The sequence below is a fragment of the Pseudovibrio sp. Ad26 genome, assembly GCF_001623285.1.
GTDB lineage: Bacteria > Pseudomonadota > Alphaproteobacteria > Rhizobiales > Stappiaceae > Pseudovibrio > Pseudovibrio ascidiaceicola.
The window spans coordinates 138,972-153,622 of record NZ_LMCE01000063.1 but is presented as its reverse complement, the minus strand read 5'-3'; the positions used below and the strand labels follow the sequence as shown (position 1 = coordinate 153,622).

The window sequence follows — 14,651 nt, the reverse complement described above, 5'->3', positions numbered from 1 at the left end:
TTAACACACTGATTATCAAGAGGAGGCAGATAGGCAGGTCTGATCGGCGATTGTTTACGGCTTGAGGAGACTGGCTAATGAATGCGGAGAAAGTCCTGAGTATTTTAAATCCTGAACTGAAGAAGAAGCTTGCTGATAAATATGATGCTGCGGTGCCCGGTATGTCTGAGAGTGTGGTGGACTGGGCCTACGACAAGCATTATGGCCGGGAAGGGGTTGACCTAAAGACCCGGCAGTTGTGCAGCATTGCGGCTTTGACAGCGATGGGCGGCCATACAGGGCCGCAATTGACCATGAACATTGAGCACACACTAAACTCAGGTGCGCGGCCCTCCGAGATTCTTGAGATCATCTGGCAAATGGCGGTCTATGCAGGCGTGCCTGCCGCCTTGAATGGCCTGAATACAGCAATCGCGTATTTTGAAGAAAAGGGGCTGGATCCGCGGTCTTGATAGAGTGTCTGGATATGGAGGTGGGTGATGAGCTAACCTCTATATACCTTTATTAAAATAATATTTTAATTTAAATATCAATGATATAGCTTGGCAGATTGTTCTTGATATAAGTTGTGTTTTGCTTGCGCGCACTTCTAAGTTTGATTTCCTGCTGTTACTCCAATTGTGTGAAAGTTGCATATATGGAGATTGGGTATGAAGGTGTTGCTGCGACGCGCGCTCATGGTTGGCGTGCTGGCGATTTTGGCGGGTTGTAATTCTGGGGTTTCCTCTCAAAAGGAATTTTCCCGCATCATGTATCAGGAGAACCTTTTTCCTGAATACCCGAAAGCTGGTCGGACTTATCTGAGCTTCAATCGATTACATGGTTTCCAGGTAGAGTACTTCGGGTCGAATAAATCGAATTTCCTTTGGTACCCTGGAAACAAAGTGGTTCTTCCCGGCAGATGGAAAGTGGACGGGAAGTTGGTTTGCTACCAGTATGGTTCAAACACTTACAATCCGGTCACCGATAAACGTGGCGGCAAGTGGAGCTGTACACCTCGGGAGTTCTCCGCCAAAGGTGTCGTTGCCTCTTTGAAGGGGGATCCTTATGGACTTAGTCGTTCCAAAAAGGCGCCGTATATTTTGCAAAAATGCAAAGCGCCTAAGAAGTTTAAACTGCGCCGAGCAGCTACTTGCTGATCAGATATCTTGAGGTCGCGCGGAGCGATGCTCCGCGCGCTTAATCCTTAATTCTTCTTCGCGGGGCGGGATGGGCCTTCGCGTTCGGAGGATTGGGCCCAGAGGTTGATGTTGGCTTCTGTGGCGTACTGATCGATGGCGGTCAGTTCTTCCTCTGTGAACTCCAGATTGTTGATGGTGGCTGCACAGTCGATCACTTGCTCCTTACGGCTTGCGCCGATCAAAGCAGAAGTGACGCGGCCTTTGCGCAGAACCCATGCCAGAGCCATCTGGGCCAGTGTCTGCCCACGGTTCTCAGCAATCTCGTTCAGCGAGCGAATGTGGTTCAGGGTGGTTTCGTTGAGGAAGCTTTCCTGAAAGGAGCCGACGTGTTTGCCCGCGCGGCTGTCCTGCGGAACGCCGCCCAGGTATTTGTTGGTCAGCATGCCCTGTGCAAGCGGGGAAAAGACGATCGATCCGATGCCTTCTTCTTCCAGCGTGTCGAGCAGGCCGTCTTCTTCCACCCAGCGGTTGAGCATGGAATAGCTTGGCTGATGGATCAGGCATGGGGTGCCCAGTTCCTTCAGGATCTTCGCTGCTTCCTTGGTGCGCTTGGAGTTGTAGGAGGAGATGCCAACATAGAGCGCTTTACCCTGACGGACGATCTGGTCGAGGGCCATCATGGTCTCTTCCAGTGGCGTGTCCGGATCAAAACGGTGGGAATAAAAGATGTCGACGTAGTCCAGTCCCATGCGCTTCAAGGACTGATCGCAGCTGGCCATAAGGTACTTGCGGCTGCCCCATTCGCCATATGGTCCCGGCCACATGTCATACCCTGCTTTGGAAGAGATGACGAGTTCGTCGCGGTATCCGGCAAGGTCGGTGCGCAAGATCTCACCAAAGGCGGTTTCTGCACTGCCTGGAGGCGGGCCGTAGTTGTTGGCAAGGTCGAAGTGGGTGATGCCCAGATCGAACGCCGTGCGGCACATTTCGCGTTTGGTCTGGTGTGGAGTGGTTTCACCGAAGTTGTGCCAGAGACCGAGGGAAATGGCAGGTAGCTTGAGGCCACTCTTCCCGCAGCGGTTGTACTTCATGGTGTCATAGCGATTTTCAGCTGGTTGCCAAGCCATCAGATGTCCTCCCAGACTTCTGTTTATTTGTTTTGGATGGAAAAAATAAGGAGGGCTGGTGGCGCGGTCGCCACCAGAACTTTTGGAGGGTACGCTCAAAACGAGCGCGGTATTTAAGCGGAGAGTTCAACCCAGACCGGGACGTGGTCTGATGGTTTTTCCCAGCCGCGGACGTGTTTGTCGATGCCAACGCCCTGCATGATGCGGGCGGCTTCCGGTGAGAGCAGCAGGTGATCGATGCGGATGCCGTTGTCGCGTTGCCATGCGCCTGCCTGATAATCCCAGAACGTGTAGGTTCCGGCAGTGCCGTTGGTGGCGCGGACGGCTTCGGTGAAGCCGAGGTTGAGCAGGGCGCGGAAACGCTGGCGGCTTTCCGGGCGGAAGAGAGCATCACCAACCCAAGCCTCTGGCTTCTTTGCGTCTTCCGGCTCAGGAATGACGTTGTAATCGCCAACCAGCAGGAAGGCTTCTTCCTTTTCCAGCTGCTTAACGGCGTGTTTGTGAAGGCGATCCATCCAGCGCAGTTTATATGGAAACTTTTCGGTCTCTACCGGATTGCCGTTTGGTAGATAGAGGCAGCCAACGCGGATCGGCTCGTTGTCGCCGGCGATAACGGCCTCGATATAACGGGCTTGCTCGTCTTCATCTTCACCCGGCAGGCGGCGGTTAACCTCCTCAAACGGGCGTTTGGAGAGGATTGCGACACCGTTGAAGCCTTTTTGGCCGTGGGTTTCCAGATTGTAACCCAGCTCCTCAAACGGAGCGCGTGGGAAATTCTCATCAACCGATTTAATTTCCTGAAAACAGGCGACATCCGGTTGTTCTTCTTCGAGCCATTTGAGAACCGTTTCTAACCGCGCTTTGACGCCATTAATGTTCCAGCTTGCGATTTTCATCGGGTTTCCCTTCGAGAAAGCAGTGAGGTCAGAGCTCTGCGCATCAATGCATTTGCAGCAGTCGCTCTGGCTGCTTGGTCTATATGTGTCTTGATTTGTTCTAGCACGGTGCCCGAGGAGGGCAAGGCAGGCAGGTCAAGTGTGTGTGGATGAGGCCTTGTCGGGCGTTATCGGGTAATCCTGAGGCCGCTTTACTTGGCTTTCTGATCCAAAAGCCTTTTGAGGTACTCAAGGATAAAGGCCAGCGCAATGAGTTGCCCGCCGATTGCAAATGAACTCATAAGGACGGATGCCTGGGTCACAAACTGATCAGCGGTGTAAGCAAAGACGCCGAAATGCCAGTTCGCTATGAGTGATGTTGCGATCTGCAGTATGCCAATACTCAAGAGCGCGTAAACAACCAGCTTGTGTGCGTTTTGAAAGGACAGCATGAGGCTTCTCTGAGGGTGTTTGCATGGGAGGGAACAAGTTCTACGCGGAACGAGGATAACTTGTTTGCGTTGAAATGTGCGTTGGTTTGAAAGGAATGCGGGAAAACTGCGTTCTTATGGGGCGGGGCTTTGAGGCTGGTAGGGCGTGGTTGCTTTGGGATGCATTCACGCCCGCTTTTTAACTTATTCCCCTGATGTGCGACTGGCTTATCTTAGATGGAGAAGCTTGTGCCGCATCCACAGCCGGCGGCGGCCTGAGGATTTGAGATCTGGAAGGACTGGCCCATGAGATCTGTTACGAAATCAATTTGCGAGCCTGCCATATATTGCAGGGAGATGCTGTCGATGAGAACCGTTGCGCCGAGTTTGGCGAGGACGAGGTCGTCATCTTCCTGTTCTTTTACGATGTCATACTTGTATTGAAAACCGGAGCAGCCGCCACCTTCGACAGAAATGCGGAGCATGCTGCCATTGGTTTCTGTTTCCAGTATCTGGGCGACGCGTTTTGCGGCCTTGTCGGTCAAGCCGACGGTATTTTCAGGGGTCTGGGTCATAAGCTCAGTCTTGTTTCGGCTTGCGTACTTTCTTTAAAGCTGTTTGCTTTTGGTTTGGGCTGCTTAAACAGCTTTAAAGATTATTTATCTGCGTATTCTTATCCGAAAACCGGTAGCCACTTTTCGGGAATGCGCATTGCCTTATAATTTAGGTGGTCTCCATGGTAATTTCCATAGTATTTTATTGCTAAATTACATTTGGCTTGGGAAAGCGGTTGTTTACAGGGCTTTTACATCTGTTATGTCATTGCTGTGATACGAAAATCGCAGGGAATGACCTGGGCATTTTCTGATTGTAAGGGGCGGGGGATAAAGAATGGTCAAGACGTTAGGATACGGTGCTCAGCCACGGGCGGAGTATGCTGTTGATCCGGAAGTCAGCCGTGGCCGACTTTTTCCAGAACCGGAAAGCCCGACACGCACGCCGTTTCAGCGTGATCGAGATCGTATTATTCATAGTGCTGCTTTCCGCCGCCTCAAGCACAAGACGCAGGTCTTTGTGTACCATGAGGGCGATCACTTCCGCACACGCCTGACGCACACCATTGAGGTCTCCCAGATTGCGCGTTCGCTTGCACGTGCGCTGCGGCTGGATGAGGATCTGGCCGAGTGTCTGGCGCTGGCGCATGATCTTGGACACACTCCGTTTGGGCATGAGGGCGAGGACGTGATGCATGAATGCATGGCGGACTATGGCGGGTTTGACCACAACGCCCAGTCTCTGCGCATTGTGACGGACCTTGAGCGCCGGTATGCCGAGTTTGATGGCCTCAATCTGGCGTGGGAAACGCTGGAAGGGCTTGTGAAGCATAATGGGCCGCTAACGGATCGATCCGGTGCGCCTTGTGGCAAGCTTGAAGGCAAGCATCTGCCGTTTGCTGTGAGCGAATATGCCAGGCATCAGGATTTGCTGCTGTGGTCGTGGCCAAGTGCAGAGGCGCAGGTTGCAGCGATTGCAGATGATATTGCTTATGACGCGCATGATCTGGATGACGGATTGCGGGCTGGGTTGCTTAGCTTTGAGGCCATGAAAGAGGTGCCGTATCTGAAGCGTATTTTAGACGAGGTGGACGGGAAATATCCCGGTCTTGAGGATGCGCGGCGTATTCATGAGATCGGGCGCAGATGTATCACCGGCATGGTGGAGGATGTGATTGCGGAGAGTATTTCGCGAATTAATCAGGTTTCTCCCAAGAAATGCGGGGATATTCGTGATGCAAATGGTCCTGTTATTGCCTTTTCAACTGAAATGGCGCGAGAAGAGCGCGAGTTGAAAGAGTTTTTGTTTGCCAATCTGTACCGACACGAAAGTGTTCTGGCGGTTCGCAGGAAGGTTGCCAAAGTGGTGCGGGATTTGTTCCATGCCTACTTTAAGGCACCGGAAAGAATGCCAGAACCATGGTGTACGGGACTGAAAGGCGAGGGTGATGATGTGAAGGCCCGTAGGGTTTGTGACTTCATTGCAGGCATGACGGACCGTTATGCCATAGACGAACACCGACGATTATTTGACGATACCCCAGAACTGGGGTAATGCGCCAATTCAAACACTATTAATTCATGGAGTTTATGTGGGGCTGCGGCTTCGCAAAACCCTGTGAGCTGTCAAACTAGGCTATTAAAAATGAACATCTTTGCAGACTTCGCCGAAAGGGTAAACAGTGTAGTCAAGGGTCTCGACCTTGCTGCTGACGCGCCGGAGCTGGATCTGCGACGAGTGACTGTTGAACCTCCTCGGGATGCTGCTCATGGCGATCTGGCGACTAATGCTGCCATGGTGCTGGCTAAACAGCTGAAGATGAAGCCGCGTGATCTTGCCGAAAAGATTGCAGAAGGCCTGCGCGCCGACAGTGAAGTTGATGCTGTTGATATTGCCGGACCTGGCTTCATCAACATCCGCGTAAACAAAGTTATTTGGGAACGCGTGCTGGCAGATGTTGTTGCCAAGGGCAATGCGTTTGGCAGTGGCAGCCGTGGTGCCGGTTTGAAGGTGAACGTGGAGTATGTATCCGCGAACCCGACCGGACCGATGCATGTGGGCCATACACGCGGTGCTGTTGTGGGTGATGCGCTGGCAAGCCTGTTGCAGTTTGCCGGTTATGATGTGACCCGTGAATACGTGATCAACGATGCTGGCTCCCAGATTGATACTCTGGCGAAGTCCGCCTTCCTGCGTTACCGCGAAGCACTGGGTGAAGACATCGGTCAGATCCCTGAGGGCTATTATCCGGGCGAATACCTTATTCCCGTCGGCAAAGCGCTGGCAGAGGAATATGGTGAGCGCCTGAAAGAGATGGGCAAGGGCGAGCGTCACGCTATGCTCAAGGGCTATGCCGTTGACAAGATGATGGATCTGATCCGTGAAGACCTGAGTGCTTTGAACGTGAAGCACGACGTGTTCTTTTCTGAAAAGACCATGCACGGTCAGGGGAATGCCATTGATCTGACGCTGGATGCTCTGCGTCAGCGCGATCTGGTTTACACTGGCACTTTGCCACCACCAAAAGGCGAAGTGCCTGACGACTGGGAAGACCGTGAACAGACCCTGTTCCGTTCCTCCAACTACGGCGATGACAGTGACCGTGCGCTGGTAAAGTCTGATGGCAGCTACACCTACTTTGCCGCTGACGTTGCTTACATGCGCGACAAGATTGAGCGTGGGTTCAAAGAGATCATCTTTGTGCTTGGTGCGGACCATGGCGGTTATGTGAAGCGTCTGGAAGCGATCGGCAATGCGATCTCCGGCGGTGATGTGGATGTGATTGTGCGTCTGTGTCAGCTCGTGAAGCTCTTTAAGGGCGGTGCTGAGTTCAAAATGTCCAAGCGCTCTGGTAATTTCATCACCCTTCGCGATGTGGTTGATGAAGTGGGCGTAGATGCGGTACGCTTTATGATGCTCTATCGTAAGAACGATGCGCAGCTGGACTTCGATTTTGACAAGGTGAAAGAGCAGTCAAAAGACAATCCAGTGTTTTATGTTCAGTACGGTCACGCTCGGTGTCATTCTGTGCTGCGTCAGGCTGCTGGAGAGCTGGATTGGTACTCCAATACCCCTGAAGAGTTGCAGTCTGTAGATTTTGCACAACTTGAAGATGAGGGTGAGCTGGCACTGATCGCGAAGATGGCTCAATGGCCTCGAATTGTAGACGGAGCCTCAGAAAATCACGAGCCGCACCGCATCGCGTTCTATCTTTATGAGCTGGCCAATGCGCTTCACAGCCACTGGTCTCGAGGCAAGGAAAAGCCGCAATTACGCTTTATTAATGATAAAACGCCAGAATTAACCAAAGCTCGACTCGCGTTAGTTTACGCAGTTTCACAGGTAATAGCTTCTGGCCTCAATGTTTTGGGTGTCACTGCACCAAATGAAATGCGCTAGCGCCTGAGCATAGTTGATAGAGTACTGGAGGTTCGCGGTGGGGATTGCGAGCCTCTTATTTAAGGGAAAACACCGCTGCAATGACCAATCGCTCCAAGTATCCGGGTCCGGGTGAGGTTTCTGCTAGGCAAACGGCAGGCGATGAACCGCAACAGTGGGCAGGCGATCAAGATCCGCTCGTAGAACTTGCCAGAATTGTCGGGGAGAGCGCTGCTCAGTACCGTCCTAGTTCTCGCGTAGAAAGCGAAGTCTCTGACCGTCCGCTGTTTCCAAAGACTGATGAGCGCAGTGTAACTGCCGATCATGCTCCTCAGCATGGCTCTCAGGACGCCACGTTGGCCGATGATTATTCAGTGGGTGCAGCTGAAGTGAATGAGCCTGCATCAACTCAAGATTCATTTGCGGCTCTGGATGCTGTTTTTGCATCTCCAAAAACCTCCGCGTCACCTGCACATGCTGATCCGTTTGCGGATTTGAGCGCTGCTGCGTTGTCCGCCGGTGCGCCGAGTGAGGCTGTTGACTACGTCAGTGACCTTCCACCGGTTCCAAAAGCGGCGGCTGTGCCTGAAGCAAAGCCAGTTCCTGCTCCTGCACCTGTGCGCCAGTCTGTGACTGCTGCTGATGTGACTGCAGAGCCGGAAATGGATGATATTCTTTCGCGCGATCTTGAAGAGAGCCTTGTTGCCTCTCTCAATCAGTCTCAGGTGGAGCGTGAGCAGACGTCTCGTCCTCAACGGTCCGTGAGCCGTGCGACACCGACGCTGGATGCTGTTGGCGCACGGGATGTGCGCCCTGAGCAGACTTTGCGTGAGCGCCTTGAACGCCGCACAGTGGATGCTCCACGTGTGGTTGAAACACCGCGCGTTGCTGAGCCTGCTGCGCCTGTACAAAATGTGGCGTCTGCTTCGCCGAGAGCTCTGGATGAGCTTTCCCAGAGTGATTATGACAGCTGGCGCGCCGAGCGTGCTGCTGAGCGTGCAACCGCAGCAGCTGCTGCCAAGCCTGTTCAGCCGGCACCAACGCCTGCGATTGAAGAAGCTCCTGTCGCGCCTCAGTTGCGCGGCACGCATGATGATGTGGCACCTGCTGCTGATCCTGTTTCATTTGAACCGGATATGACAGCGTTTGCGATGGATACCGGTGCTGAGCTTGAGGGTGAGCACATCAGCGCTCCTGAAGTGTCTGCACAGGAAACGGTTATTCCTGCCAAGCATCTTGAAGAAGCTTTGTTGGCTGAGTTCAGTCTTGACGAGGAAGCGCAGCCAAGCGTTGTTGCCGAACCTGTTGCGCCTCAGCCAGTGCGAAATGTTGCGCTGGACATTGAAGCGAGCGTTGATGACATCTTTGCAGATGAAATTGCGCAGGAGCCGCAGCTAGAACCAGAGCCGGAAGTTGAAATCGGTCCTGAAGTGGCTGCAGAGCTGAATGAATTTGAGCGCATGAGTGCCGGTTTTGAACAGGTTGCTCAGGAAATCGATCCATTTGCCGTTGAAGGTGATGATGCCTGGCAGCTGGACGAAAGCGTTGCCAACGATACGTCTTTGGATGAAATGTCCTGGCCTGCTGCTGCTGAAAAGCTGGCGCAGACGGAAGCTGCTCATCAAGAGGCAATGAATGCAGCGAAAAAGCCTGGTGAAGAGCAATCTCCTCCTCCTGGCGGATATGATCTTGACGCTGTGGCGCAAGCTATGCGCAAAGAAGATCCGAGCCTTGATGGCGGTGTTCTTCCGCAAGCTGTGCCACGCGTTTCTGTTGATGTTCCGATTGAAGCAGAAGAGAACCGCAGTGGCGGTATGCGCAAAGGCCTGATGGCTGCTTCGCTCATTGGCGGTATTGTTGTGGTTGGCGGTGCCGGTCTGTTCCTGTTCGACTTCGGTGGAACAGGCAGAGATGCAACTCCACCACCAATTATTCGAGCTGATGCCTCTCCAATGAAGGAGGTTCCATCTCCTTCTGCGCAGCCTAAGAACGACACAGCAAAAGTCTTTTCTCCGGAGGAAGCGTCTCAGCCAGTCACTGGCGAGAAGATGATTCAGCGTGAAGATGCAGCTGTTACACCATTGCCGCCAGCATCCAGCGAAACGGATACTGCAAAGTCCAGCGTGTTTGATGTGAACCCGACGAAGAAGGTGCGGACCGTTATTGTTCGTCCTGACGGGACCATCGTTCAGCGGGCTGGTGCAGAGGCAAATGTGTCTGCGCAGCCTCGTGTTGTCACAAGCAGCACTGTGCGCAACAGCAATCCGCAGAATACGGGTAGCACGACACCAGCGGCAACGTCTGGGCAGTGGGACCCACTTCCGGGTGAAACCCAGAGCGCAAACCAGCAGACTGCAGCTGTACCAACTGCGACAAGTTTGCAGGATGCGTTTGCGAATGCTCCAGTGGCAACGCGGACCGAGACGCGTAATACGCTTCTGGGTGTGAGTGTTGTGCCTCAGTCCAAGCCGTTTGTTGTGGCGTCTGCCAATACAGGCCGCAGTACTGTTCGCTCCAACACACTGACGCCGCTGCAGCCGCAGCCGACGTCTCGTGCCAGCAACGCACCGCTGAACCTGACTGGCAACCAGAATACGCAGACAGCTGCTGTAAATCCGCAGGCGATTGCTCCAACTCCGACACCGGGTGCAGGCGTTGTGGGTGAGATCCCAGGTGGAACTTACATCGTGCAGGTGGCGTCTGTGCGCACTGTTGAGGATGCACGTGGTCAGATCCGTCGCTACAACAGTCGCTATCCAAACCTGATGGCTTTGGTGACACCGGTTATTACGCGTGCTGATCTTGGCGACAAAGGCATTTACTACCGCATTCAGGTTCCGTTTGATGGTCCGACCAGTGCAAACACCTTCTGCGGTGAGTTTAAATCTGCTGGTGGTGACTGTTACGTTCGCCGCAACTAAATACGCTTTCCCTTTTCAGGGACTACGCTTTGGAGCTTGACGCCGTAACAGCGTCAAGCTACCAGCTTTACTCATGTTTTTAAAATCGTTCATTTCCGGATGCCTTGGACCTGAGCTCAGCGCTGAGGACAAAGCCTTTTTTCGCGACCAGCAGCCGTTTGGTCTGATCCTCTTTGCTAGAAACATGGAAACGCCGACGCAAATCCGTCGTCTTTGCGCTGATTTTCGCGAGGCTGTTGGCCGTGCGGATGCACCTGTTTTCATTGATCAGGAAGGCGGGCGTGTGCAGCGCTTTGGTGTGCCGCATGTGCCAGTCTATCCAGCGGCAGGGACGATCGGGCGGCTTTATGCGCAGGATGTTGAGGCGGCGAAACGAGCTGCTTATTTGCATGCCTTGCTGATTGGGCTGGATCTGCGTGATCTTGGGTTGAACGCCAACTGTATTCCGTGTCTTGATATGCCCATTGAAGGTGCGAGCAACATTATTGGTCTGCGGGCTTATGGCTCTGATGCTGCGCTTGTGAGTGATCTGGGCCGCGCTGCGATGGATGGCTGTCTTGCTGCTGGTGTGATGCCGGTTATGAAGCATATGCCGGGCCATGGCCGGGCGCTGGTTGATAGTCATCTTTCCTTGCCTGAAGTGACAAGCCCACTTGAGGAGCTTGAAGCGCGGGACTTTTTGCCATTCAAATCCTTGCGGGACTGTCCGATGGGGATGACAGCTCACATCGTGTTTAAAGAGATTGATGGAGATCATCCTGTTACGCAATCTTCCTATGCTATTCAGAAGGTTATCCGGGAAGCGATTGGTTTTGATGGTGTCCTGATCAGTGATGATATCTCCATGAAAGCGCTTGGCGGTGATCTGAAGAGCCGGGTTGAGAAAATTGTTGCAGCGGGATGTGATCTTGTTCTGCATTGCAATGGTGAGCTGGATGAGATGAAGGTGGTTGCTTCGGCTGTGCCGGAGATAGATGGCAAACGCGCTGAGCGCATCAAGGCAGCTATGCAGCGAAATACCCAAATGTTTGATGGGGAGGAAACGGCATTGCGCGCGGAGTTTGATGAGCTGTGTGTGAAAGTTTGAGAGGGTGTCGTCTTACCGGAGTGCAGGACATGCTCTTCAGAGATACGCTTTAAAGGGATTGATGCTTGAGCGACGTTGAGGCCACAGAGCAGATAGAGGAAGCGTTGGCAGGCGCGGCGGCTGTGGAGCAGCCCGCGACTGGCGACCCGAACCTGCTTGTGGATGTGGACGGGTTTGAGGGCCCGCTTGATGTTTTGCTCACACTGGCCCGCAGCCAGAAGGTTGACATCACCAAGATCTCCATTCTGGCGCTGACAGAGCAGTATCTTGAGTTTGTAAAGGAAGCGCGCCGTTTGCGGCTGGAGCTGGCTGCAGACTATCTAGTGATGGCAGCGTGGTTGGCTTATCTGAAATCCCGTTTGCTTATTCCGCAGCAAAAAGACAGCGACGAGCCAACGGGTGAAGAACTGGCAGCGGCGCTGGCGTTTCGTCTGCAACGATTAGAAGCCATGCGGGATGCTTCTGCAAAGCTGATGAACCGGTCGCGTCTTGGACGGGATCTGTTTGCGCGTGGTGCTCCTGAAACTGTGTCGGTTGAACGGCGCAGTGTTTGGACTGCCACGCTTTATGATTTGCTGATGGCGTATGCCTCTCAGCGCCAGCGCCACTCGGTGACGTCCGTGCATGTGAAACGGCGTGAGGTTTGGTCGCTTCAGGATGCGCGCGATATTCTGACCCGTCTTGTGGGGCAGGTCGCAGTATGGACGCCGATTGAGCGGTTTTTGACGGCTTATCTGGAAGATCCGCAGGAGCGGGCGACGGCTATGGCTTCTGCGTTTTCGGCCAGTCTGGAGCTGGTGCGTGAAGGCGTGATCGATATTCAGCAGTCCGGGCCGTTCGAGACGATCTATGTGCGTGCCTCACAGCGGACGCCGGAAGAGATTGGTGCGGGTGAGCCTGCTGAAGAGCTTCAGGAAAAAGAGGTTGAGTTGTCATGAGTAAAACGCCAGACCTGCTCGACACAGTCTCACAAGATGAGGCGATTGAAGTTGCGGATGCCGGGGAGCTTTTAGAAACGGAGCGCATGGTTGAAGCTTTGATCTTTGCCAGTGCGGAGCCTCTCAGTTTTACCGAGCTGACAAAGCGTATTCCCGGTGATCGGGATATTCGCGGCGCACTCAATCGCTTACGTGCTCATTATCGCAAGCGTGGCGTGCAGCTGCGGTCTGCCGAGGACCGGTGGTCGTTCCGTACTGCTGAAGATCTGTCGTTTATTTTGCACCGGGAAGCGGTTGAGCAGCGGCGCTTGTCGCGAGCTGCACTGGAAACATTAGCTATTATTGCCTTTCACCAACCTGTGACCCGCGCAGAGATTGAAGATATTCGCGGCGTTTCTACATCTAAGGGCACGCTTGATGTGCTGCTGGAAACGGGCTGGGTGCGCATGCGTGGTCGACGCAGAACACCAGGGCGTCCTGTAACTTATGGAACGAGCTTTGATTTTCTTGATCATTTTGGTCTTGAGAACATTAAGGATTTGCCGGGACTGGAAGAGCTGAAAGGGGCAGGGCTGCTTGATAGTGCGATCCCTGCCAGCTTCCATGTGCCAGCACCAGATGACAGTATTGATCTGACAGAAGATGAAGATCCTCTGGAAGAAAGTGAAATGTTTGCAACTGGCGCACTTGAAGAAGACGCCGGAGAAAAATAAACACATGCAAGGGGCGCGATGTTGTGTTCGCCGCCTTGCAAGTTTTATGAGGGACGAATGGAGCCAGGGAAGGTTGCAGCATCAGAACGGCTGGTGTTTGACAATATCTACCATCATTATGGGGACTTACCTGCGGTTCGCGGTGTTTCGCTTTCATTGAAAAGCGGAGAAGTGCTGTGTTTGCTAGGGCATTCTGGTTGCGGAAAGACAACGGTGCTGCGTATTGCAGCTGGTGTTGTGCGTCAGCAGCAGGGAAGCGTCCGGATCAATGGTTCTGTGGTTGCTGATGAGCGGACTTTTCTGCCACCGGAAAAGCGCGGTGTGGGGCTTATGTTCCAGGACTATGCGCTGTTTCCGCATCTAACGATTCTTGAGAATGTGAAGTTTGGTCTTTCCGACCTTTCTTCTGAAGTGGCCGAGCGCCGTGCGCGTGATGCGCTGCACATGGTTGGACTTGGCCAGTATCTGGATGATTATCCGCATGGATTGTCTGGAGGTGAGCAGCAACGTGCTGCGCTGGCGCGTGCAATGGCACCGCGGCCTCATACTTTGTTGATGGATGAGCCATTTTCAGGACTGGACAGTCGCTTGCGTGATGATGTGCGCACGCAGACGCTGGATATGATCAAAATGCAAGGTGCGACAGCGGTTGTGGTGACCCATGATCCTGAAGAAGCCTTGCGCGTGGGTGACCGGATTGCGCTGATGCGTAATGGGGAGGTGGTACAGCTGGCGACGCCAGAGGATATCTACTTCCGCCCGAATAGTTTGTTTGCCGCTAAATTCTTTTCCGATCTCAATGAGATACCCGGAAAAGTTGTTGGTGGCCGTGTGGTCACGCCTATCGGGAATTTTTCCTCTAATGGCCTTGAAGAAGGGGCTCATGCGACCTTATGTGTAAGACCACATCACTTAAAGGTATGCCATGGTGAGGGACAGTTCAAAGGCAGAGTAATTTCTCGCGCAATGGCAGGTGAGACAGATCTTCTGGACGTACAAGTTGATGGAATTGAGCGTCTTCTACGTATTCGTACGAGGGATGTATTACAATTCTACCCAGAAAATGTCATAGACTTGTGTATAAATGCAGAGAATGTTTTGGTTTTTGGGCGAGAGACGTCAGTAAATCATAGTGGGTAATTCTTCTGGATACTACCTATTAGTATCTGGGGGATGTAGTGTCTCTCAAAACACAGTTCAGGGTTCTTAAGGAGTTTGGTTGATGGGCTCAATTGGTATTTGGCAAATTGTCATCATCGCGGTTGTCGTAGTTCTGCTGTTTGGTCGCGGAAAGATTTCCGAGCTGATGGGCGATGTTGCAAAGGGCATCAACAGCTTCAAAAAGGGGCTGAATGATGATGCTGCGGAAGCAAAAGAAAAAGAAGAAGATCCTAAAGTGATCGACCATGCGCCGGGTGACACCGTGAATGCGCAGGAAAAAACTGAAGACACCGCGAAAAAGGACTAAGTCTCCTTTAAGGTAGTCTGTGTAAATTACCTAGGGA

14 protein-coding genes are annotated in these 14,651 nt (G+C 53.1%); 10 read left to right on the top strand and 4 right to left on the bottom strand.

Features of this window, described 5'->3' with window-relative positions; all coding sequences use genetic code 11:
* Positions 1-77: 77 nt before the first annotated feature.
* Both PsAD26_RS16085 and PsAD26_RS16080 read left to right on the top strand, forming a co-directional pair.
* Positions 78-452, top strand: a complete 375-nt coding sequence (locus PsAD26_RS16085; protein ID WP_063311257.1) for a carboxymuconolactone decarboxylase family protein — start codon at positions 78-80, stop codon at positions 450-452.
* Between the two features lie 198 nt (positions 453-650).
* Positions 651-1,139: a hypothetical protein gene (locus PsAD26_RS16080; protein ID WP_063311256.1), complete on the top strand. Its 489-nt coding sequence runs from the start codon at positions 651-653 to the stop codon at positions 1,137-1,139.
* Positions 1,140-1,186: 47 nt separating this feature from the next.
* Here the strand turns inward: PsAD26_RS16080 and mgrA are convergent, their stop codons facing one another.
* The 4 genes from mgrA to erpA form a co-directional block, all read right to left on the bottom strand.
* Entirely contained in the window at positions 1,187-2,248 is a 1,062-nt protein-coding gene (gene mgrA, locus PsAD26_RS16075; RefSeq protein WP_063311255.1) for an L-glyceraldehyde 3-phosphate reductase, read from the bottom strand.
* 113 nt (positions 2,249-2,361) lie between these two features.
* Positions 2,362-3,144, bottom strand: a complete 783-nt coding sequence (gene xth, locus PsAD26_RS16070; protein WP_063288823.1) for an exodeoxyribonuclease III — start codon at positions 3,142-3,144, stop codon at positions 2,362-2,364.
* 191 nt (positions 3,145-3,335) lie between these two features.
* Positions 3,336-3,575 (bottom strand): hypothetical protein, encoded by a 240-nt coding sequence (locus PsAD26_RS16065; RefSeq protein ID WP_063311254.1) that lies wholly within the window; start codon positions 3,573-3,575, stop codon positions 3,336-3,338.
* A 212-nt stretch (positions 3,576-3,787) separates the two neighbouring features.
* Positions 3,788-4,129 (bottom strand): iron-sulfur cluster insertion protein ErpA, encoded by a 342-nt coding sequence (gene erpA / locus PsAD26_RS16060; RefSeq protein WP_063290856.1) that lies wholly within the window; start codon positions 4,127-4,129, stop codon positions 3,788-3,790.
* A 316-nt stretch (positions 4,130-4,445) separates the two neighbouring features.
* Here erpA and PsAD26_RS16055 point away from each other — a divergent pair, with 316 nt between their 5' ends.
* The 8 genes from PsAD26_RS16055 to PsAD26_RS16020 all read left to right on the top strand — a co-directional run bounded on the left by PsAD26_RS16055 (position 4,446) and on the right by PsAD26_RS16020 (position 14,614).
* Complete coding sequence (locus tag PsAD26_RS16055; protein ID WP_063304016.1) at positions 4,446-5,663, top strand: deoxyguanosinetriphosphate triphosphohydrolase; 1,218 nt, start codon at positions 4,446-4,448, stop codon at positions 5,661-5,663.
* A gap of 90 nt (positions 5,664-5,753) precedes the next feature.
* Positions 5,754-7,508 carry an arginine--tRNA ligase gene (gene argS / locus PsAD26_RS16050; RefSeq protein ID WP_063311253.1) on the top strand — a complete coding sequence of 585 codons (1,755 nt, stop codon included), beginning with the start codon at positions 5,754-5,756 and terminating at the stop codon, positions 7,506-7,508.
* An 80-nt stretch (positions 7,509-7,588) separates the two neighbouring features.
* On the top strand, positions 7,589-10,408 hold the full coding sequence (locus tag PsAD26_RS16045; RefSeq protein WP_063311252.1) for an SPOR domain-containing protein: 2,820 nt from the start codon (positions 7,589-7,591) through the stop codon (positions 10,406-10,408).
* Between the two features lie 73 nt (positions 10,409-10,481).
* Positions 10,482-11,495, top strand: a complete 1,014-nt coding sequence (gene nagZ, locus PsAD26_RS16040) for a beta-N-acetylhexosaminidase (protein WP_063311251.1) — start codon at positions 10,482-10,484, stop codon at positions 11,493-11,495.
* Between the two features lie 65 nt (positions 11,496-11,560).
* On the top strand, positions 11,561-12,433 hold the full coding sequence (locus PsAD26_RS16035) for a ScpA family protein (RefSeq protein ID WP_063304013.1): 873 nt from the start codon (positions 11,561-11,563) through the stop codon (positions 12,431-12,433).
* Positions 12,430-13,146, top strand: coding sequence for an SMC-Scp complex subunit ScpB (gene scpB / locus PsAD26_RS16030; RefSeq protein WP_057466248.1), 717 nt, complete (start codon positions 12,430-12,432; stop codon positions 13,144-13,146). The genes PsAD26_RS16035 and scpB overlap by 4 nt, the downstream gene beginning before the upstream one ends.
* Positions 13,147-13,203: 57 nt before the next feature.
* Complete coding sequence (locus PsAD26_RS16025; RefSeq protein ID WP_057466249.1) at positions 13,204-14,286, top strand: ABC transporter ATP-binding protein; 1,083 nt, start codon at positions 13,204-13,206, stop codon at positions 14,284-14,286.
* A gap of 82 nt (positions 14,287-14,368) precedes the next feature.
* Positions 14,369-14,614: a twin-arginine translocase TatA/TatE family subunit gene (locus tag PsAD26_RS16020; RefSeq protein ID WP_057466250.1), complete on the top strand. Its 246-nt coding sequence runs from the start codon at positions 14,369-14,371 to the stop codon at positions 14,612-14,614.
* The last annotated feature ends 37 nt before the right edge of the window (positions 14,615-14,651 follow it).

Bases quoted from the DNA above. Each gene is read 5' to 3' on its own strand.
- nagZ (WP_063311251.1), top strand. From the start codon at position 10,482: ATGTTTTTAAAATCGTTCATTTCCGGATGCCTTGGACCTGAGCTCAGC.
- scpB (WP_057466248.1), top strand. From the start codon at position 12,430: ATGAGTAAAACGCCAGACCTGCTCGACACAGTCTCACAAGATGAGGCG.
- PsAD26_RS16045 (WP_063311252.1), top strand. From the start codon at position 7,589: ATGACCAATCGCTCCAAGTATCCGGGTCCGGGTGAGGTTTCTGCTAGG.
- PsAD26_RS16020 (WP_057466250.1), top strand. From the start codon at position 14,369: ATGGGCTCAATTGGTATTTGGCAAATTGTCATCATCGCGGTTGTCGTA.
- PsAD26_RS16055 (WP_063304016.1), top strand. From the start codon at position 4,446: ATGGTCAAGACGTTAGGATACGGTGCTCAGCCACGGGCGGAGTATGCT.
- mgrA (WP_063311255.1), bottom strand. From the start codon at position 2,248: ATGGCTTGGCAACCAGCTGAAAATCGCTATGACACCATGAAGTACAAC.
- PsAD26_RS16080 (WP_063311256.1), top strand. From the start codon at position 651: ATGAAGGTGTTGCTGCGACGCGCGCTCATGGTTGGCGTGCTGGCGATT.
- xth (WP_063288823.1), bottom strand. From the start codon at position 3,144: ATGAAAATCGCAAGCTGGAACATTAATGGCGTCAAAGCGCGGTTAGAA.
- argS (WP_063311253.1), top strand. From the start codon at position 5,754: ATGAACATCTTTGCAGACTTCGCCGAAAGGGTAAACAGTGTAGTCAAG.
- erpA (WP_063290856.1), bottom strand. From the start codon at position 4,129: ATGACCCAGACCCCTGAAAATACCGTCGGCTTGACCGACAAGGCCGCA.
- PsAD26_RS16025 (WP_057466249.1), top strand. From the start codon at position 13,204: ATGGAGCCAGGGAAGGTTGCAGCATCAGAACGGCTGGTGTTTGACAAT.
- PsAD26_RS16085 (WP_063311257.1), top strand. From the start codon at position 78: ATGAATGCGGAGAAAGTCCTGAGTATTTTAAATCCTGAACTGAAGAAG.
- PsAD26_RS16065 (WP_063311254.1), bottom strand. From the start codon at position 3,575: ATGCTGTCCTTTCAAAACGCACACAAGCTGGTTGTTTACGCGCTCTTG.